This is a genomic window from Mycolicibacterium rhodesiae (assembly GCF_002086695.1).
Taxonomy (GTDB): domain Bacteria; phylum Actinomycetota; class Actinomycetes; order Mycobacteriales; family Mycobacteriaceae; genus Mycobacterium; species Mycobacterium rhodesiae.
Map to the genome: position 1 here is coordinate 226805 of NZ_MVIH01000003.1, position 20492 is coordinate 247296.

The window sequence follows — 20492 nt, forward strand, 5'->3', positions numbered from 1 at the left end:
AGCATTCAGCCATCGGTGGTGCCGAAAGGGGCCATGGGCTTTACCTGTCGGGGGAACGGTCATGCCGCATGTGAATTCAATATTTTCGAAACTTGGAACCGGTAGCGGAACTGCGTCCCTAACGTCGGCACCCGATCTCATCGCTTGAGATATCGCGGAACTGACACGAAGGGCGCGCGGTGCCACTCCTCCTGACCGGGCAAGAATCCGACGAGCAGCTCCGACTACTGGCCGGCGGCAAAGCGCGCAACCTGTGTGACCTGACGGCCGCCGGTTTCCCCGTGCCACGGTGGGTCATCCTCGGCATCGACGCGTTCGAAACAGCCTGTGCGGCCGCGGGCGTGACCATCAGCCAAGCACCGCTCTCGCTGGCCGAACGTCTCACTGAGGCGGCGTTCGCCGAAACCGCGTTGTGCGAATTGAGCATGCCTGCCGAAATTCGGGACGCCATTGCGGCGGCCATCGATTATGTGGGTGCCGAAACTGTCGCCGTTCGTTCGTCGGGACGGCAAGAAGACGGCGACCGTGATTCGTTTGCGGGACTGTTCGACACGTTCTTGAATGTGGCCGGGCTCGATGCCACCGAAGACGCGGTGCGGCGTTGCTGGGCGTCGGCCTTCTCCCGCCGGGCCACCCAGTACCGCCACGTCCGCGGCCTCGACTTCCGCGATGTCGCACTTGCGGTCGTCATCCAGCGATCGTTGACACCGCAGAGCAGCGGGGTGATGTTCACCGTCGACCCGCTCACGGGCTCGACAGACCGACTGGTGATCAACGGCGTGCTGGGACTTGGTGAAGGTCTGGTCTCCGGCGCTGTCGACTCCGACTCGGTCAGCATCGAGAAGGAGACCGGCCGCATCCTCGATGAAGTGGTGTCCGCGAAGAGCGAGATGATGGTCGGGACCACAGGCGGCGGAGTCGCCACAGTGGGCGTGCCGGTAGAACGCCGCCGGGAAGCCAGCGTCGGCCCTGCACTACGTGCCACGCTGTTGGACTTGGGGATTCGGCTCGAACAGTATTTCGGCTGCCCGCAGGATGTCGAGTGGGCGTGCGACGACATCGGCACCTGGATCCTGCAATCTCGGCCGGTCACCACGCTGGATCGCGAATTCGGCCTCACAGCAGAACATTTCGGTGAAGTCACCGACGGAGTCCGCATCTGGGACAACTCCAACATCATCGAGAGCTTCGCCGGAGTCACGTCGCCACTGACCTTCACCACGGCCCGCAAACTGTACGGCGACGTCTACCGGGCCTACGCCCGCAGTCTGAAGGCCCCGCCCGCCCAGCTCGAGCAGATGGAGTCGTGGCTGCCGGTGATGCTCGGCCAGTTCCACGGCCACGTCTACTACAACTTGCTGCACTGGTACCGGATGGTGGGCATCGCGCCGGGATATCCGCTGAATCGACGGGTCCTGGAAGTCGCGCTCGGCGTCAGTGAACCACTCGACCGTGCGACGGCAACTCAGTTGCGTCCGTTCACCTTCGCCAATCCCATCGCCAGGGCGGTGTCGCGTGGCCGCACGACCATCGCCTACCTGCGCAGCATCAGATCCGTCGATGCCATGATCGACGACTTCGACGAGACGTTCATCGACTTCATCGACCGGCACGGTCTGATGGACGTATCGGCGATGGACGGACCGTCGGCATACCGGATGTTCCGCCAGATCTACGACGAAGTCGCCGATCTGTGGGGCCCGATGATGGTGCTGGATGCCATGTTGCTGACCATGGTCGGGTCGCTGGCCGTCCTCACGAAAGTGTTCCTGCGGGGTGCGCCGGAATGGGTCCAGTTCGCTGTCGTCAACCCCGAGCCCGACGTGATCTCCGTCGAACCGGCCAGGGAGCTGGCGGGCATCGCCGCCTTCGTCGCCGAACACCCCGAACTCGATGCCTTCATCGCATCAGCCGAGCCCTCGACTGCGTACGCGCACCTCACCGAGTGCGCCGACGATTCGGGCTCGCCGATCTGGCAAGAGCTGCATTCCAAGATTGAGAAGTACATCGACCGCTTCGGGTATCGGTGTCTGGACGAACTCAAGCTCGAAACACCGGACCTGCGCGAAGATCCCGCCGGAATCTTTCATCTGCTGCGGATGGACACCGCGGGGCGCGAGCACGCCGGGAACTCGGTCGAGGATTACCTCGATACCCATCTGCGGGGCTGGCGCCGAAAGGTGTTCGACGCGTTGCGAAGGAAGGTCCGACGGGCGGCGACGCACCGTGAGCACCTGCGCTTCTGCCGCACCCAGGGCTTCGGCATCCTGAAATCACTTGTGGGGGTGATGGCTCGGGAGTTGGAGCACCGAGGAACGATTCACCACCGGTCCGACGTTTTCCTACTGCGTATCGACGAGCTGTTCGATCTCCACGAGGGCACCATGACCGCGGCCGCCGCCCAATCTGTGATCCGGCACCGAAAGCTGCTGCAGGAGAGCTACTCACGGTTGTCCGCACCCGCCCGGTTCACCACGACCGGATCGGACTACTCAGAGCGCGAGCTGGCCCAGGCCGGTTGGCGGCCTGCCGAAGAGTCGGCGCACGCGTCCGCAGGCACGGTACTGACCGGGACGCCGTCCAGCCCGGGTGTGGTGACCGGCCGCGCGGTCGTGGTCGAGAAGCCGCAGGACTTCTCCAGCGGCATCCTGGTGGCATACCGGACCGATCCGGGCTGGGCCTCGGCCTTGCCGTTCGCATCCGCGCTCCTCATCGAACGCGCATCCCCCCTCACCCACGTTGCGATCATCGCCCGCGAACTCGGAGTGCCGACCGTCGTGCAGATCGACGGCCTCACCGACGCGGTTCGTACCGGGATGACGGTGAGCGTCGATGGAGCCACTGGCCGGGTGGTCTTGGTGGAAGAGCCCGGACCATGAACGACGTCGACCGCATCCGCGGCTGGTTGATGGAGCCACGCGACCACACCGGGATTCACCTGGCCAATGAAACGAACGGCTGGGACTTCGTCACCTACCGCGTGCTGGCCGACAACGCGCGACGCATCGCGCGCCGGCTGATCGACGACGGTGTCCGCCCAGGCGACGTCGTCAGCGTGTTGATGCCGACCTCCGACCTGTGTTTGTCGACGATGTTCGGGGTGCTCGCCGCCGGCGCCACTCTCACCCCGATCGTGCCGCCGATGTTCCAACCGCCAGATCAGTACATTGCCCACCTGCGTGGCATCCTGGGGGCAGCGGGGTGCCGCGCCATGGTGGCCTCGCCTGCGTTCGTCGAGCTGGCGCGCCGTGCGATCGCGGGTCTGGCTCGCGAGCCGAAACTGATTGCGATCGACGGTGTTCCGCAGTGTGACCTCGTGGACGAGCTTGCCGAGCCTGCCCCCGCCGTGCTGCTACAGATGACCTCGGGTTCGACGAGCGCTCCGCGCGGCGCCGCCATCAGTTGGCACAGCCTGGCCACCAATCTCAATGTGATGGAGGAACTCTGCGGCATGGCCGATGGCCAGGTCGGGGTCTCCTGGCTTCCGCTGTATCACGACATGGGGCTGATCGGCGTGCTGTTTCAAGCCATGACGCGTCAGCGCCATCTGCAACTGATGCGTCCCGACCAGTTCATCCGTGACCCACTGCGGTGGCTGAGAGCCGCGGCCACCTCGCAACACACCGCCTCCCCGTCGTTCGGGCTGGTGTACACCAGCACCAGGCTCACGCCGGACGACCTCGGCGACATTGATCTGTCGGGGCTTGCGACGCTGGTCGTCGGGGCCGAGCCCATCAACCCGGCACATCTGCGGGCGTTCACCGAACTCACTGCGGGCCACGGCTTTTCCCCCGATGCCTTCATGCCGTCGTACGGTCTTGCCGAGCACACGTTGTTCGCCACCTCACATCGTCTGGGCGAACCGCACCGGATGGTTCGGGTGGACCGGACCGCGTTGCGTCACGGCCATCCGGTCCGGGTGCTCGCGCGCGTGACAGGCGATATCACCGCCGACACCGGTAGCGATTGGGTGGTGTCGGTCGGCAAGGCCGCGCCGGGACATGCGGTCTGGATCGCCGACGAGTCCGGTGACCGGCTGCCCGACGGGACGTTGGGCGAGATCGTCCTGTCGGGGCCGTCGGTGGGGCAGGGATACCACGGGGATGTCGACAGCACCACCCGATTCGTCGGCGACGAGCTGCGCACCGGCGACGCCGGATTCCTACTGGACGGCCAACTGCACGTACTGGGCCGGATGGGGACCAGCCTGAAGATCAACGGGCGCAGTGTCTTCACCGAAGACCTGGACGTGACCACCGCCGAGGCGCTCGGCATCGCCCCGAGTCGGGTGGTCGCCGTGGCGGTCAACGAGGCCGAGCGGCCCGGTGTCGCGGTGTTCATCGAACACATGAAGGTGACGCCCGAGATGGTCGCCGCCGCAATCCGATCCCTGCAGGCGAACATCGGTGAGGAAGCCCCGCTGTGGCTGATCAGCACGCCGCGCGGAACGCTGTCCCGGACGTCGAGCGGTAAGCCGCGTCGGGCGCACATGTGGCAACAGTGGCGCGCTGGTCGATTCACCAGGTCGCGACTGCTCGCGATCGGTGGCGCCAATCGAGAAGTGCAGGGGCTGCAACGGGTCCGCGCACTGTTCGAGAAGGCCCGCGAGCTCGCCGTGATTCCCGATGACGCGACAGTGCATTTCGAGGGATCGCTCGCCGAGGGCTTCGGCAATGAAGGCTCGGACATCGACTTCCTGCTGCTGGTGCCCGGCGCGACCAAACAGGCGGTGATGCCCACAGTTCTTTTCGTCGACGGTCGCCGAGTGGAGGTTCGGGCCCAATCGCACGAGCAGATCCGCGAACGGCTGCTGAAGGTCAGACGGGCGATCGACACGGGTTCGGTGGCCGGGGTGTCCGAGGACCTCCTCAACCGGGTTCAGCGGTTCCTGCGCGGCATCCCGCTGTACGTCGGATCCGACTACGCGCAGCTCCTCGACATCGTCTCCTACGCCGAGTTCACCATGCTGCTCAGCGCCTGGTGGCGCAGGCGGGCCTGCGGATGCCTGCGACATGCCGTCGCGCTGGCCCTGCTCGGTGACGAGCACGAGGCGGTGCGGTGGGCACGGGAAGGCGTGGCGCAGCAGATGAAAGCATTCCTCGCCGCGCGCGGTGAGGGGTACATCGAGATCAAGTGGCTGCCGGAGCAGATCATTCGGCTCTCGCGCGACGCCGACGCGACCGTCGCGGCGCTCCTGGATGACTACCAAGCCCTCGACGCGACACCCGCCACACCGGATTCGAGCCGGGACGTCTTCGAGCGGGCGCTGGCGCTGGCCATGCGATTGGGCGGCCCGAGAATCACTCTCGATCCCACGAACGTCGTCTTACGGCGGGTGCCCGGAGTCACGACCTGGCCCATCGGAACCGCCACCCATGTCGTGCGCGATAAGGCCGACGTGTTCGTCCTGTCCGCCGACTGCGCGCAATCGTGGCGGAAGGTGATCTTCGGTGAGTCGATCGCCACCACACAGGCTGCCGTGAACCACATCGCTCTATTCGTCGACTACGGGCTCGTCGGGTTGGCCTGGCGCGGCGGGACGGCGATCACACCGGTGGCGGCGATGTGCACACCGGGCCGGCCGCTCACACCGCTGCCGTCCAACCAGCGCCCGGTGGTCACGATCGATGGTGCCATCACCGACCGGGACATCGCCCGATCCCCGCTGGGCGCAAAGGCATTCGCGGAATGCGCTGGAGCGCTGCTGTTGGCCAACATGGTGCTCGAGAACGCTCGCGAAGATTTCAGCGGTGCGGTCAAGGACGGGCAATGGCAGGTCGCGTCACTGTGCGGGCGACGGATTGTGACCATGGCAGTCCGAATCCTGGCCAGCGCCTGGGGAATCACGCCGCTGCCTGCCGACCCGGTACTGGTGAGCAGGCTGGAGATGCTGGTACCTGAGCATCCCCGGTTGGCCCAGACCGCCCGCACCCTCAGCGAGCGTTCCATCGCCGATGAGGACGACGCTGGGTCGCTACATCAGGAACTCGATGCGTTCGTCGCCGAGGTGCGCAAAGTCACCCGCGGTGAGAACTTCCCGTCGTCGTTCGCGTCGCGAGACGAGTGGCAGCGCACCATCAGGTACGGATACCACTGGCTGCGGATGGGCGGATACTTCGGTGCTTACGTCGAACTGGACGAGGCCCGCGATCTGCTGACCACCGGCGGAGCCCAACCCTGCGCGAGGCCGACGCCATGACCGACATCGGTGATGAGGTTCTGGCGCTGGTCGCGGCGATGGCCCCCGATACGGCCCGCGAGCCCGACCTGAGCAGCGCACTGATCGGCGATCTCGGATATACCTCACTGCGGCTGCTCGAGCTGTCGATCGCCGTCGAGCGAGCCTTCGAACTGCCGCAGCTCGATCAGGAGATGCTCGCCGGCGTCGCAACCGTCGGTGATCTGGTGAATCTCGTTAACGCCCACAAGGAACCGACATGAGCGGGACCGTGCTGGTCACAGGTGCCGCCGGACACGTCGGTGCCGGAGTCGTCGCCCGCCTGTCCCGGCGCGGGTACACCGTCATCGCGCTGACACACGATCGGCCGGTCGTCGCCGCGCGAATGCTGACCGGTGATGTGCGCAGTGAAGACTTCGGTCTCGACCGGCAGACCGTGGCGAAACTTGCGAACGAGGTCGACGTGGTGGTGCATTCCGCTGCGGTGACCGACTTCGGGCTGCCGGAGCAGCGCTATACCGAGATCAACGTCGACGGAACGGCCAATGCGCTTGCCTTGGCACGCTGCTTCGATGCCGGTTTGGTCTATGTGAGCACCATCTACGTCTGCGGCGAGACCGAAGGGGTTTTCTACGAGGACCAGCTCGATATCGGTCAACGGTTCAGCAACGCCTACGAACAGAGCAAGTATCGGGCCGAACAACTGGTCGCCGCGGCCGGAGTCCGATCGGTGGTCGTCCGGCCGGGCATCGTCACCGGCGAGTACCGCACCGGGAACACCGGGGTCTACAAACACATCTACCAGTTGCTCAAGGTGATCGTCGAGGGCAGATTGCGGACGCTGCCCGGAAACTATTCTGCGACACTGGGACTGGTCCCGATCGGCCACGTCGCCGACGTCGTCGCGGCCGCGGTGGAGAGCTTCGACGACAACATCGGACGAACATTCCATGCGGTGGGCGCCAACGCCCTCTCGCTGCGCACCGTCTCCGACGTCCTCGCCGAATATCCGTCCTTCTGCATCCCTGATTTCGTTCCGCCCAGTACGTTCAGCGAGTCTTATCTCGACGAGATCGAGCGACGCTATTTCGACAAGGTCGGGATCCTCTATACGAGCTACCTGAGGCGACACCTGGAGTTCGACAGCACCAACACTCGCGAGCGGCTCGGTATCACGCCGCCCGCCATCGGACCGGGCTACTTCCGGCGCCTTCTCGACTCCTGCTTACGCACTGGCTATTTGGGACGGCCGGAGCCGTCAGTGGCCGAGGTTTTGGCCCGCCTGCAGGCCAAGAGGAGTTCCGCATGATCAGTATCGGCAGCAGGTATGACTCGGACACCTACTTCATCGAGACGTGCGATGCGCTCGCCGCAATGAACGTCGACCGTGACACGTTCGCTCACGAGCATGCACTGATGCTGCTCAAGCCCGATGCGGCCGTCACCGCAGCGATGGGATCGGCCATCACCTGGCTGCTCGATCACGGCTATCGCATCGTCGGGGCGTATCCGGTGCAGCTGACGTATCTGCATCTACGGGCGTTGTGGTATTTCAACTGGCACCGCGCGACCGCCGAGCGCCGCCGGGTTGCGGACCGTCTCGCCGGGTTGTCGCCGTCGCTGGTTCTCGTCGTCGGCCATCCCGACGGTGAGCAGCCGGTGTCGGTCCGGCTCACGGCGGACAAGGGACCTGCCGACCCCGCGCAGCGGCAGCCTCATCATCTCCGGCATGCGCTGGCGGCCGGAACTTACCTGCTGAACAAGGTTCATACCCCCGATGATCCCGACGACGTGCTGCGGGAAATGAGTATCTACTTTCCGGATCCGCAACTGAGCGCCGTGATTTCCGCTTGCGTCCAAGGCGCCGACGCGACAGCAGATGCCGCTCGGATCGTTGACGGCATCGAGTCCGGCCTTGACCGCAGGAGCGGTGACCTCGCCGCCGCACAGGATGCCGTCTGGCAGGGCCTTGGTGGGGTCGGCGGGTGGGACCGGCCCCGAACCGGTGAGGAATGGCTGGCTGCATTGGCGGATGCAGAAAAGCGGGGCATCGACGTCGATCCGTGGTTCCGGATCGTGATCGAGTCCTCGTATCTGCCGATGCACCGACAGGGAAGTGACGGGATATGAACGGGGAGAACTATTCTCAGACGATTCGGCGGGAGTTGGTGCACAAGCGCGCTGTCTCCGAAGTGCTGATCACCTCGATGGGTGGACGGGGGGACACCTGGACGGCGCATGCCCAACTGCCCCGCCTGCACAGCTTTCACTCCGACGGACTGGGGCGGCAGGGGTCGTACTACGATCCGCTCCTCGTCCTGGAGGCGTTTCGGCAGGGATGCATCGCGGGCAGTCATCTGTTCTATGACGCACCGCCGGACGCCCGGCATACCGTACGGCTGTACGAACTGGCCGTTGTCGACTTCGACCATCTGGTGTGCGGTGCCGAGGTGCTGGATCTGGAGCTGAACATGGCGGTGCAGAAGGAGTTTCGTCGCGACGGCCATGATGCGGTGCATGGTCTGGAAGTCCGTTCCGTCGTGGCCCATGAGGGCACCAAGACGATGGAACTGTCGGCAGCGTTCAACTGGATGCCGCTGGAAAAGTGGGACCGGCTGCGGGCCGGCGCGAGTTGGGACCCGGGCCCGCAGCCGGCTCCGGCCGATCCTCGGTCGGTCGGCCGGACGCGGATGGCGAACGTGGTGATCGGTGCTCCCGTCCACGCGGCGGCGAGTGGCGCGGCGAGCGCGCCGCTCGTTGTGGACATCAGTCACGCGATACTCTTCGACCATCCCCTCGACCATCTCCCCGGCGGACTCATCATCGAGGCTGCTCGACAGCTTTCCCTGGTGATCGCCGATTCGCGGGCGGAGGATCTCGTGGGTCCGTCGTGGCTGAAGATCGGGTTCCAGTCGTTCGCCGAAATGGATTCGGTGAGCGTGGTGTCGATGACACGCGATGGTGCCGACCCGCTGACGTTCCGAGGTGACATCACGCAGTCGGGGCAGACCAGGGCCACCGTCGAACTGGCATTCATGGAATGACGGTCCTGCGGCGGACGGGCGGTATCGGCGCGTTCCTGATCGAACGATGCCTGCCGGTCTATCCCGTCTATCTGGCGCTATGGGTGATCGCCGTCGAGGGCATGGTCGTGATGGTCGGGCAGTCGCCCGGACCGTGGCGGCCGTCCTGGGATACCGCGCTGAAGATCGTGGCGCTCAACGCCGCCGGCGCCTTCCTGCGCATGGTCGACGATCAGAAGGATCTGGATTACGACAGGGTGTACAACCCGGACCGGCCACTGGTTCAGGGTCGTATCAGCACCCGTGAGTTGCGGATCGCGATGATCCCGGCGGCAGTGCTGGCATTGCTGCTGGGGGCGACAGTCTCGTTCTGGACGTCCGTGCTCGTGGCGCTCGTCCTCGGCTACAGCCTTGTCCTGTGGTGGTTGGAGTCGCGGGTTCCGGTGGTGCGCGACAACCCGTTGGTGAACCTGGCGGCGGCATGCCCCGCGCAGTTCCTGGCAACGGGTTTCGCGATGACGGGCCTGCCGGGTGTCGGAGATGCATCCTGGGTACAGCTGGCCGCCGTCCTGCTGGTGTTCACCAGCGCATTCCTGCATGTTGAGTTGGCGCGCAAGACCACTCGGGCGGCAGCGGCCGATGACCTGCGGTCGTATTCGCGGGTCATCGGGTCCACCGCAAGCGGACTCGCGGTGTTGGTCCTCGGGTTGTCGGCCGTGCTGGTGGAAGTGCTGCTCACGTCGCCGTGGAGCTGGGCGGGGCACTGGTGGCCGATTGCCTGGTCGCCCGTCGCGGCGGGGGTGTTGCCGTGCATATCCGCGTGGATCTTCTTCGTCCGGCGTCCCGACAGTCATCCTGGTGGTCTGCCAACAGCTTTCGTCATCGTGTTCTACCTCGCCATCATCGGCCAGGGTTTGGTCTACCACTAGAAAGGGGCCCTAGAGTGCGGATCCTCATACCGCTGGTCGGTAGTCGCGGGGACGTTCAGCCCGGGGTGGCGCTCGGACTGGAACTCGAGCGTCGCGGCCACGACGTGATGATCGGTGCACCACCGAATTTCGTCGACTTCGTCGCCAGAGCAGGTCTGACCGCGCGCCAATTCGGCCCCGACGTCCATGCGTTGTATTCCTCACCGGAGGGGCAGAGGGCATTGGCGGCCGGTAGCACGTTCAAGCTGATGTCGATGGTGTCGAAGCAGATGTCGGAATACGCCGACCGAATGGACGACGAGTTGATCGACATCTCCAAGGGCGCGGAGATGATCGTCTGCACCACCTTCAGTGAGGACCGGTCGGCGATCGTGTCGGAGGCCCTGGGTATCCCAATGGTGACACTGCACACCTACCCGTGCCGCAAGAACAGTCTGTACGCGCCGCCCGGATCGGTGCCGGCCAACTGGACGGTGCCGGGCGTCTTCAACCGCGTGGCTTGGTCCGCGATCGAACGACTGCGGACGGTGGTGTTCGGCAAGTACCTCAACAACCTTCGCGGCAAGCTCGATCTACCGCGATCGTGGGCCAGCACGGAATCGACTCTCGCGGGGCGCAATGTCCCCGAACTGCAGATGTACGACCCCGCGTTCGTGCCGGGCTTGGCGCAGGAGTGGGGCTCGTCGCGGCCCATGGTCGGGTTTCTGTGGTTGCCGCAGTCGGCCCGGGCGGCGATCGGTGAATCGGCCGAAGATCATGCCGAGGTGCTCCAGTGGGTGGACGGTGGCACACCACCGATCTTCTTCGGGTTCGGCAGCATGCCGATTCTGGATTTCGGGTCGGTGCTGGGCATGATCGAGCACATCTGCGACAGAACCGGCGAGCGGGCGCTGGTCAGCGTCGGCGGCGCTCACTTGGACCCCGCGCTGCGCAACACCTCCGACAACGTGAAGGTCGTCGACACGCTGGCACACGATCTCGTCTTCCCGCACTGCCGAGCCGCGGTACACCACGGCGGGATCGGCACCCTCTTCGAGAGCCTGCGGGCGGGGCTGCCGACGCTGGTGTGCTCGGTGTCGTTCGATCAGCCGGTATGGGGACACCAGGTCGAAAAGCTCGGTGTCGGCGCGCATGTGCCGTTCACCAAGTTGCGGGCCGACACCCTCGGGTCAGGCATCGACACGATTCTGGATCCGCAGATGCGCCTGCGCGCTGAGGCGTTCGGCGCTCGCCTGCAAGCGACCGGCGATGGTGTGCCGCGGGTCTGCGACATCGTGGAGAAGACGGCGGCCCGTTAGCCGGGCTTTCGAGGCGAGAAGACCACCGGCAGCGACGCCGGCGACAGGACGAAATCCTTGGCTTGTGGCTTGACCTGGAAACCGGAAGGCAGCCGGATGTCCCAGCGCGAGAACAGTGCCGCGGCCTGCAGGGTGATCGACAACAGCGCGAATTGGCTTCCGGGGCAATGTCGTTGGCCCAGGCCGAACGCCATCATGACGTCGCGATCCACCGAGTCGGATTCCCAGCGGTCGGGGTCGAAGGTCGAGGCATGGGGGAAATACCGGTCCTGCAGATGAATCATCAACGGGCTGAACAAGATGTTGGTGCCATCTTCGAACTCCGCCGAGCCGATGCGGACCGGCCCGTCGGCGGTGAGGATGCTGATCCACGGTGCCCACAATCGCAGTGTCTCGGTGAGAACGTTGCGCAGGTAGCGCAATGCGGGCACATCGCCGACTTCCACAGGGCGAGAACCGACTACACAGTCCAGTTCGTCGCGGATCTTCGCGGCGATGTCGGGCGCGCGACTTGTCTCGTAGATGAGCCAGGAGAACATCGACGACTGGGATCCGATGCTCGCCGCCAGTGCCAGCAGCAGTTCGTCGACGAGGTCGTCATCGGAGAGCGTTGCCCCGGTCTCCTCGTCGACGTGATGCAGAAGCGCCGAGAGCATGTCGCCCTCGTCGGGTGCCTGGCGCCTGCGCTCGATGAGCGAGCGCAGCGCGCGGCGCACCCGCCTCGAATCGGAGATGAATCGGCGGTTGGCCAGCACCCGCAACTGCCTTGCGGTCTTGGGCAGGGCGCCGCGGATGATGACTTCGCTGAGCAGCCAGGGGGTTCGCTCGCGGATGACGTCGATTTCCTCGGCGTCGGATTGGGCGCGGAGCAGAGTTGCCAGCATGGTGCGCATCACCAGCTGATGCACGCTGGCCCGCAAGTCGGTCTGGGCGCCGCCGACAAGTGAGCCCGACCATTCGTCGGCGATCGCAGCGACCGTGAGGCCGTACTCGTTGAGGCGGCGTTGCCGAAAGACCGGGGCGATCAGCCGGCGCCGCAGGTCGTGTTCCGGCCCGCTGAGCACATTGGTCGCGCCGCTGACCAATTCGTGGATGGCCTCGCGCATCGGCTCGCGGTGGAACGCCCCCGCCCTGCCGAGGCTGACGTCGCGGATCAGCTCCGGGGTGGTGAGCAGGTAGGAGGCCCGCGGGCCCAGATACACCCGGACGATCGGACCGATGCCGGCGGCGCGCAGCAGCAACTCGCGGGGATCACCGGTGACCATATGGGCGTGGCCGATCAACGGCAGACGCCCTGGCGCCGTGGGGATTCCAGAGAGGCCGGCTGGCGTCATGGCGGCAGCGTAGCGGGTTTACGACGAGGTCAGGCTACGAACGGCTTCGATGCGGGCCTTGAGCTGATCGGTGGTGGCGGCGGCCACCGGTGGTCCGCCGCAGACCCGGCGCAATTCGTTGTGAATCTGACCGTGCGTCTTACCGGTGCGGTGATGCGCCAGCGACACCAGGGCGTTGAGTTCGCGGCGCAGATCCCGCAGCTGACCGTGCGTGGTCAGCCGGGGCACCTCGCCACTGGCGGTTCGCTTCTCGATCTGCTCTTCTTGCCTGCGCCGCAACAGATCTCGCATCGACTCGGCGTCGAGAAGGCCAGGAATGCCGAGGTAGTCCGCCTCCTCGTCGCTACCTGCCGGCGTCGCGGTCCCGAACGACGACCCGTCGAAGATGACCTGATCGAGCTCGGCGTCGGCGCCCAGATACTCGATCTTGTTCTCGCCCTCGTCTGGCTCGTCGCGGTTCTGCTTGGCCAACTCCGCCTCGAGCGGATCGTCCTCGAGGTTCTCCCGGTGCGGCTTGCCCAGCACGTGATTGCGCTGCGCTTCCATCTCGCTGGCGAGCAGCAGCAAGTTGGGCACTGACGGCAAGAAGATGCACGCGGTTTCACCGGGGCGCCGGGACCGCACGAACCGGCCGATCGCCTGGGCGAAGAACAGCGGAGTCGAGGCGCTGGTGGCGTACACGCCGACCGCCAGGCGCGGCACGTCGACCCCTTCGGACACCATGCGCACCGCGACCAGCCAACGCGATGTGCTCGCCGAGAACTGGGAGATGCGATCCGAGGCACCCTTGTCGTCGGAGAGGACGACGGTGGGCGCTTCACCGGTGATCTTGAGCAACAAATCGGCGTACGCGCGCGCGGCGGTCTGATCGGAGGCGATGATCATGCCGCCCGCGTCGGGCACGTGTTCGCGAAGCCCGCGCAGCCGGGTGTCGGCAGCGGCGATCACCGCGGGCATCCATTCGCCGGCCGGGTTGAGCGCGGTCTTCCACGCCCGCGCGGTCTGCTCGGCGGTCAGCGGCTCGCCGAGGCGCGCCGCGTGCTCCTCGCCGGCACTGTCCCGCCAGCGGGCCTCACCGGAGTACGCCATGAACATGACCGGGCGCACGACGCCGTCGGCCAGCGCATCGGAGTAGCCATAGGTGTGGTCGGCGGACGAGCGGGCGAAGCCGTCGGGTCCGACTTCGTAGTTGATGAACGGGATGGGGCTGTCGTCGCTGCGGAACGGGGTCCCGGTCAGCGACAGTCGCCGCGTCGCGTCGTCGAACGCCTCCCGGATGGCGTCGCCCCAGGTTTTGGCGTCACCGCCGTGGTGGATCTCGTCGAACACGACGAGCGTCTTGCGATTCTCGGTGCGCACCCGGTGCCGGGTGGGGTGGCTGGCAACCTGGGCGTAGGTGACCACGACGCCGTGATACTCCGCGGAGGTCTGCGAATTCGAGTTGGAGAACTTGGGGTCGAGAGCAATGCCGTGCCGTGCCGCGGCCTGCGCCCACTGGATCTTGAGGTGCTCGGTCGGGACGACGATGGTGACCGCTTCGACTGTGCCCTCGGCGAGGAGCTCGGCGACGATCCGCAGGGCGAAGGTGGTCTTACCGGCGCCGGGGGTCGCGACAGCGAGAAAATCGCGCGGCTTGGCGGCCAGATACTTGACCAACGCCCGTCGCTGCCAGCCCCGTAACGCCTGGGTGCTGGGCGCATCAACTGCCCGCACCCCTGGGACTCCTCTCGGTCGAGATGGACTCTAGCGCAAGCATATCCGCCTGCGCACTTCGATCCGGCGTGTCGTCGGACCAAGCACGGATGGATTGTTTCGGAGGCCCAGCGGTGGCCTGACCAACACCGGGCGGAACTTCCCGACGTCGAGTGGTGCAAACACCGTACAGGTATTCGCAAAGACACAGAATTCGCGCAGTTCGAGGTGGGGAAGGGGACATCGCAAGCACGAATGGCAAGGTGCGCGCTTTGAGGAATGGTCGCTCCGTGGGCGTCGTTGCGGCCACGTTAGCCGCGCGGACTCACGAATTCGGTTGTTCGGCAATCCTATTCAACGCAGCGGCCAGCCCGGCGCGGGAACGGATGGCCAGTTTTCGGTAGACGCTGGTGAGGGTGCTGTCGATTGTTTTCTCGGCGAGAAACAACTCGGCGGCAATCTCGCGATTCGACAATCCCCTGGCGGCGAGCCCGGCTATTCGGCGCTCCGCGGGAGTAAGTTGCTGGCCGTGGCTGCGGGTAGCCTCCAGGCGCTTCAATTCGGTCCGTGCCCGTTCGACCCATATTGGCGTGCCAAGTTCGTCGAACGTCTCGAGCGCGGAGGTGAGAGTGGCGGCAGCATCGCGGCGTCGACGTCGCCGACGCTGAAGCTGACCAAGAAGCAACTGGGTGCGCGCCCGTTCGAACGGCATGGCCAATCGCTGGTGATGCACCATCGCTTCATCCAGGGCCTCGTGTGCGGCGGCGAGGTCACCGCGTGCCGCGAGTAGTGCGCCCCGGCCTCGTGCCCCGACAGACCTCATCCAGGGCCGGTCACGCTCTAAGCCGTGCTGCTCAAGTGCATCGACCACCTTCTGTGCCTGTGTGAGGTCTCGCAGTGCGATGAGTGCTTCCACCGCGTCCGGAAGATGTTCGCCTCCTTCGATTTCTAATTCACGGGGCGGATCGAATTCCTCGAGCAGCGGGGTCAGCAGGGTCAGTGCGGCGGCATAGTTTCCGCGGGACACCTCCAGGAAGGCCAGCACCCGGGTCGGTTCCTTCACCTGGCGTAGCGCTCCGATGGCGCGCGCGGTGTCGATCGCCGCCATGGCGTCGGTTCGAGCTTCGCGGTCACGTCCGCGATACGCCGCTACAGTGGCGCGCTTGGTCCACGCGGTCGCCAACGATAGTCGGGCATCAAGTTGCTCGGCGCGCTGCACCGCGGCGCGCGCCCATTCCTCGGCGGCGTCATAGCGACCCGACCAGATCGCGACCGCGGCGAGACGGTTGTCGACCCACACCAGATCGATCTCATTGCCGACCGTGCTCATGCTGTGCTTGACCGCCTGCAGCTGCGCCTCGGCCGTCTCGAGGTCACCGATGTAGGCGGACATCACCGCTTGCACAGCACCGGCACGCAGGAACGTGGTCGCACCACTGTTGGGATCTTCGAGCTGCACAGCTTCGCGCAGCGCGTGGTCGTGCACACCTTGTCCTTGGATGAACGCCGCAGTCACCCACAACGCCAAGGCCTGGCTGTGCAGGCCGGGAGCCTCGAGGCCCTCGGCGAGTGTGATGGCGCGCTGAGCGCGCTCCACTGTTTCGGTCATCCGGCCGGCGATCGCGAGTGCCAGCGCCAGACGTATTTCGCAGACCAGGCGCAGCGCCGGGGCGTCGGCAGCCTCGTCGGCGGCCTCGGACAGTGCGTTGATCGCGCCGGTCAAGTCGTCGGCGTAGGCCATCACCGCGCCCAAATGCGCCAGCGCCAATCCGCGGACTACGCCCGGCTGCAGGCCGTCGAGAGTGGACAACAGATGTGCCCGTGCGGGCGGGATCGACCCCGAGCGAAAGTGCAGCTCGGCCGCGCGGATGCGTCGCATCGGGGTGTCGCCTCCGCGTGTCAGCGCAAGCTCGATCAGATCGGCCGCGGCGGCCAGCGCGCCGCGTGCTGCTAGAACGTCAGCGCCTAGGTCGATCGCGGTCAGGGTGGTCTCGTCGTTGGTTGTCGCGGCGAGGGCGAGATGGCGAGCGCGTAGTTCAGGTTCATGGACGGTCTCGGCCAGGGCGCGGTGTATGGCACGGCGATGCGCAGGAAGCGCGTTGGCGGCCACGCCGGTCGCAAATAATGGATGACTGAACCGGATTCGGTTCCCGGCTAGAGCGACGACGCCGAGATCCGCCACCGAGTCGAGTACAGCCAGGACGCGATCCGCGGGGAGGTCAACGGTCCGGCTCACCATCTCGACCGTGGGCTCGGCAGCGCAGGCCACAGCCAGCAGCACCCGTTGCTCCTCATCGCCGATGTCTCTCAGGCGATCGCGGACCAAAGCCGCCAAGCCATCTGGCACGCCCGTCGTCCAACGAGAGGTGTGCAATTCGGCGCGAGCCAATTCCAGGGCAAAGAGCGGATTCCCACCCGAGACTCGATGAATCCGGGTCACGACCGGCCGTGGAAGCGGGCGACCCAATCGGGCGGCGATAACGTCATTGACGCCGCCCACGTCGAGAGGACGCATGCGCACACGGGGACCCGCGGCGGCCAGCTCGGAGAAGAACTTCCGGGCCGCACCGTCTGGATCATGTTCGTCGATGCGCAGCGTCAGCAAGAGGGCGACGCTGCCTGCCAGACGCTGTCTCACGAGCCCGAGAACCAGCCGACTCGAAGGATCCAACCACTGCCCATCGTCGACGGCCAGCAAGACCGGTGCCCGGTTGCTGAGGTGTTCAAGCACATGGAGAAACGCGGCGGCGGTGGTGCGTTCGTCGGTTGCCGGACCCTCGACGACGTGCTGGTCCCATCGGACTCGCTCCAACGCCAGCCGTTGCCGCAGCGGAAGCACGTCCGTCAATGCGTCGTCGATACCGGAGAGCAGGTCTGCCACCGCCGCGTACGCATAACCCAGTTCCGCCGGCGACCCATGCGCGGTCAACACGGCGAATCCCAGCGCTCTGGCACGATCGGCTGCTTCCAGGAGCAGCGTGGTCTTGCCGATGCCGGCCTCGCCCTCGACGAGCAGGACCGCAGGCCCGTGCTGTGCGCAGGACAGCAGCTCCGCTACTGCATGTCCCTCGGCGCCGCGGGCGATGCCCTCCCACACGTTGCTCATCCTCGCACCGCTGCGGCCTCCGAGGCATTTTGACACCAGCCGTGCTGCAAATCGGGCGACGAGCAAACGCGAGCGGTCGGAGACTAAATATTGCCCGGCATGGGAAATACCTGCGAAGATGCTGACTGTGGGGGGGATTGTCGGCCGTATCGGTGAGCTGCAAACGATCCAGGGCATCATTCAGCAAGCCCGGCATGGGCCTGCGGCGCTGGTCCTCGACGGAGAGGCCGGCATCGGCAAAACCACGTTGTGGCGCGCGGCCGGCCAATGGGCGAGGACGATCGGGTTCGTGGTTTTGACGGCCACCGGTGCGGCCATCGAAATGTCGATGGCCTGGGCTGGGCTGGCCGACCTCTTGGCCGGCATCGATGAAGTGGTACTGGCAGGGTTACCGCTTCCACAACGTCGTGTTCTGGAATCAGTGAGTGTCGGCCGGCTTCACACCGGCGCGGATCAGCGTTTGGTGGCGACCGCGCTGCGCGGCGCCCTCGATGCGCTCTCCCGCCACCAACCGGTGCTGGTAGCCATCGATGACGCCCACTGGCTCGATAACGCCAGCACGACGGCGTTGGGGTTCGCGATCCGCCGCCTCACCGGACCGATCGGAGTGCTGGCCACTTTTCGCAGCGGTACGCCTGACCCTCGAGACGATTCGTGGGTGGCGCCGCGTGACCCCAAAGTCCTTACCCGGCTCACACTGAATCCGATGAGTCCGGGCGACCTGCGGGCCCTCATCGCCGACCGCGATGGATCCACACCGCCGCCCCCTGTCCTGCAGCGCCTCCACACTTTGTCGGGCGGCAACCCGTCCTATGCATTGGAACTGTCCCTTGCCTGGAATCAGCAACGGGGAAGCAGCGCCGAGTCGGTGGTACTGCCCCCGAGACTGGCCGCCGGAATGCTTGGACGCATCGGCGAGCTCGATTCGGAGACAACTGAGGCGATCGTCACCGCTGCCGCCGCCGTTGAACCGACCGTCGAGTTGATTGCCGCAGCGACCGGACGTAGCTCCGCCGAGCTGGTCGACCTCCTGCAGCCTCTCGAATCGCGTGGGGTGCTCGTCTTCGAGGGCAACCAGATCCGATTCATCCACCCCTTGATGGCGGCTGCAGTTGTCGACGCCGCCGACCCGGGCAGTCGCCGTCGCGCACACAGCCGCCTGGCGGGTGTCGTCGATCATCCAGAATTCCGTGCCCGCCACCTCGCACTGAGCGCACCCCACGGGGACTCGAACACGTGGGCCGCTCTGGACAGGGCCGCTGAAGGTGCCGCCGAGCGCGGCGCGTTCAGCGAAGCTGCTGACCTCCTCGCGATCGCGATACGGACGGGCGGGGACACGCCGCTTCGGCGGCTGCGCGCAGCCGACTACAACTTCCGCACCGGCGCACTCAGTGAAGCCGAGGTGTTGGTCGCTCCGATCGTTGACAGTCTGCCCGCGGGGTCCGCCCGGGCATCGGGACTGTTGCTGCTTGGCGGGGTGCGTGGTCAACGCGATGGGTGGGCCAGTGCGGGCGAGTTGCTGCAACGAGCGTCGATCGAAGCAGCCGATGACTCGGTGACGGGCATCCAAGCGCTCGTGTGGTTGGCGCTTGCGACCGGCCTCGGTGGGGACATGCCGTCCTGCGTCGCGCTCGCCCGCCGTGCGCGCGAGGAGGCGGACCACACCGGCATTGCGCATCTTCGTAGCCAGGCGCTGTCCCTGTGGGTGCTCGTCAGTTTCATGCACGGACTCGACACAGACACCGAGGCGTTGCAAACCGCCCTCGAGATCGAAGACGCCGGCGGACCAGCCCCCGCCCACCTGCAGCCGTCTGCCGTGTACGCCCTGATCTGCGCGTGGACCGGCCGACTCGAGGAGGCCAGGTCCGCCATGCTCGAGGTGGCCCGCAGATGCGGCGAAAGCGGCCATGACGCCGACGCAGTATGGGCTGCAGAGCAACTCACCACGATCGAAATCTGGCTCGGGCGGTATGCAGCGGCCCGACATACTGCCGACGGCGCACTTGGACATGCCCGCCAGCTCCGGGCCGGATTGCCGTTGATCAGGGCCTGGACATCGTTGTCCTTGGTCGCCGCCCATCAAGGCCGCGTTGACGACACCTACGAAGCTGCTCGGCAGGCAATCGAGCGGGCCACCGCCGCGAACCTGACCTACCTCGTTCGCATCCCCGTCATGAGTCAGGCGTTTGTCGAGGTGTCCGCCGGTGAATATGCGGCAGCACTGAGCACGTTGCGGCCCCTGCTCGACACCTTCGATCCGGCCCATGACGCCGAGATCGCCACCGGCAGGTACTTGCCCGACGCGGTGGAAGCGCTCGTCGCGCTGGGTCGGCTCGAGGAAGCCGAGCCATTGGTTGCTGCCCTGGAAAGCAACGGATCTCGTCTTGATCGGCCGTGGATGCTCGCGGCTGGAGCGCGGTGCCGAGCACTCCTGGCCGCTGCCGAGGGCGACCTCGAGCGTGCAACTCGCCACGCCGAGCAGGCGATGGACCACCACGATCGGCTGCCCATGCCGTTCGAGCGTGCTCGAACGCAGCTGGTTCTCGGTCAATTGCAGCGCCGCCGGCGCCGCCTGAGCGCCGCGTACGACACTCTGCGCCAGGCCGCGGACGTGCTGGAGGGGTTGGGCAGTTCCCTATGGGCTGCTCGTGCGCATCGTGAATTGGGCCGACTCTCGAGCCGTTCGGCAGGCGGCACGCTGACTGACAGCGAACGGCAAACCGCCGAGAAAGCCGCGGTGGGCCTGTCGAACAAACAGATCGCCACCGAACTTTACTTATCACCGAAGACCGTAGAGATGCATCTCTCTACCGCTTACCGCAAACTCGGCATCCGGTCGCGCGCACAACTCGCTCATCGGTTGCGGCAATTGGACACCGAGGAGCCCGGTGATGAGCCCACCCCATCATCGGCGCCGTAGAGCTGGTCCGAG

Annotated in this window: 12 protein-coding genes; 9 read left to right on the forward strand and 3 right to left on the reverse strand. The window is 66.0% G+C overall.

What is annotated here, in order from left to right; genetic code table 11:
* Positions 1–179 precede the first annotated feature (179 nt).
* The 8 genes from BST42_RS08365 to BST42_RS08400 are packed head-to-tail and all read left to right on the forward strand — an operon-like array spanning position 180 to position 11428.
* Positions 180–2879 (forward strand): phosphoenolpyruvate synthase, encoded by a 2700-nt coding sequence (locus BST42_RS08365; RefSeq protein ID WP_237159316.1) that lies wholly within the window; start codon positions 180–182, stop codon positions 2877–2879.
* On the forward strand, positions 2876–6199 hold the full coding sequence (locus tag BST42_RS08370) for an AMP-binding protein (RefSeq protein ID WP_083118111.1): 3324 nt from the start codon (positions 2876–2878) through the stop codon (positions 6197–6199). The genes BST42_RS08365 and BST42_RS08370 overlap by 4 nt, the downstream gene beginning before the upstream one ends.
* Positions 6196–6441, forward strand: coding sequence for an acyl carrier protein (locus tag BST42_RS08375; RefSeq protein ID WP_083118112.1), 246 nt, complete (start codon positions 6196–6198; stop codon positions 6439–6441). Before BST42_RS08370 ends, BST42_RS08375 begins: the two co-directional genes overlap by 4 nt.
* Positions 6438–7487, forward strand: a complete 1050-nt coding sequence (locus BST42_RS08380) for an SDR family oxidoreductase (protein ID WP_083118113.1) — start codon at positions 6438–6440, stop codon at positions 7485–7487. The genes BST42_RS08375 and BST42_RS08380 overlap by 4 nt, the downstream gene beginning before the upstream one ends.
* Positions 7484–8308 carry a nucleoside-diphosphate kinase gene (locus tag BST42_RS08385; protein ID WP_083118114.1) on the forward strand — a complete coding sequence of 275 codons (825 nt, stop codon included), beginning with the start codon at positions 7484–7486 and terminating at the stop codon, positions 8306–8308. Before BST42_RS08380 ends, BST42_RS08385 begins: the two co-directional genes overlap by 4 nt.
* Positions 8305–9222 (forward strand): AfsA-related hotdog domain-containing protein, encoded by a 918-nt coding sequence (locus tag BST42_RS08390; protein ID WP_083118115.1) that lies wholly within the window; start codon positions 8305–8307, stop codon positions 9220–9222. The genes BST42_RS08385 and BST42_RS08390 overlap by 4 nt, the downstream gene beginning before the upstream one ends.
* Entirely contained in the window at positions 9219–10130 is a 912-nt protein-coding gene (locus tag BST42_RS08395) for a UbiA family prenyltransferase (protein ID WP_083118116.1), read from the forward strand. Before BST42_RS08390 ends, BST42_RS08395 begins: the two co-directional genes overlap by 4 nt.
* A 14-nt stretch (positions 10131–10144) precedes the next feature.
* Entirely contained in the window at positions 10145–11428 is a 1284-nt protein-coding gene (locus tag BST42_RS08400; protein ID WP_083118117.1) for a glycosyltransferase, read from the forward strand.
* Here BST42_RS08400 and BST42_RS08405 read toward each other — a convergent pair.
* The 3 genes from BST42_RS08405 to BST42_RS08415 form a co-directional block, all read right to left on the reverse strand.
* On the reverse strand, positions 11425–12762 hold the full coding sequence (locus BST42_RS08405) for a cytochrome P450 (protein ID WP_083118118.1): 1338 nt from the start codon (positions 12760–12762) through the stop codon (positions 11425–11427). The genes BST42_RS08400 and BST42_RS08405 overlap by 4 nt on opposite strands.
* Before the next feature lie 18 nt (positions 12763–12780).
* On the reverse strand, positions 12781–14475 hold the full coding sequence (locus BST42_RS08410) for a DEAD/DEAH box helicase (protein ID WP_083118119.1): 1695 nt from the start codon (positions 14473–14475) through the stop codon (positions 12781–12783).
* Between the two features lie 304 nt (positions 14476–14779).
* Positions 14780–17560 carry an AAA family ATPase gene (locus tag BST42_RS08415; RefSeq protein WP_165760809.1) on the reverse strand — a complete coding sequence of 927 codons (2781 nt, stop codon included), beginning with the start codon at positions 17558–17560 and terminating at the stop codon, positions 14780–14782.
* A 127-nt stretch (positions 17561–17687) separates the two neighbouring features.
* On the opposite strand from BST42_RS08415, the gene BST42_RS08425 reads away from it, so the two are divergent.
* Positions 17688–20480 (forward strand): AAA family ATPase, encoded by a 2793-nt coding sequence (locus BST42_RS08425; RefSeq protein ID WP_165760810.1) that lies wholly within the window; start codon positions 17688–17690, stop codon positions 20478–20480.
* Positions 20481–20492 lie beyond the last annotated feature (12 nt).

Bases quoted from the DNA above. Each gene is read 5' to 3' on its own strand.
- BST42_RS08405 (WP_083118118.1), bottom strand. From the start codon at position 12,762: ATGACGCCAGCCGGCCTCTCTGGAATCCCCACGGCGCCAGGGCGTCTG.
- BST42_RS08390 (WP_083118115.1), top strand. From the start codon at position 8,305: ATGAACGGGGAGAACTATTCTCAGACGATTCGGCGGGAGTTGGTGCAC.
- BST42_RS08395 (WP_083118116.1), top strand. From the start codon at position 9,219: ATGACGGTCCTGCGGCGGACGGGCGGTATCGGCGCGTTCCTGATCGAA.
- BST42_RS08370 (WP_083118111.1), top strand. From the start codon at position 2,876: ATGAACGACGTCGACCGCATCCGCGGCTGGTTGATGGAGCCACGCGAC.
- BST42_RS08375 (WP_083118112.1), top strand. From the start codon at position 6,196: ATGACCGACATCGGTGATGAGGTTCTGGCGCTGGTCGCGGCGATGGCC.
- BST42_RS08415 (WP_165760809.1), bottom strand. From the start codon at position 17,560: ATGAGCAACGTGTGGGAGGGCATCGCCCGCGGCGCCGAGGGACATGCA.
- BST42_RS08380 (WP_083118113.1), top strand. From the start codon at position 6,438: ATGAGCGGGACCGTGCTGGTCACAGGTGCCGCCGGACACGTCGGTGCC.
- BST42_RS08385 (WP_083118114.1), top strand. From the start codon at position 7,484: ATGATCAGTATCGGCAGCAGGTATGACTCGGACACCTACTTCATCGAG.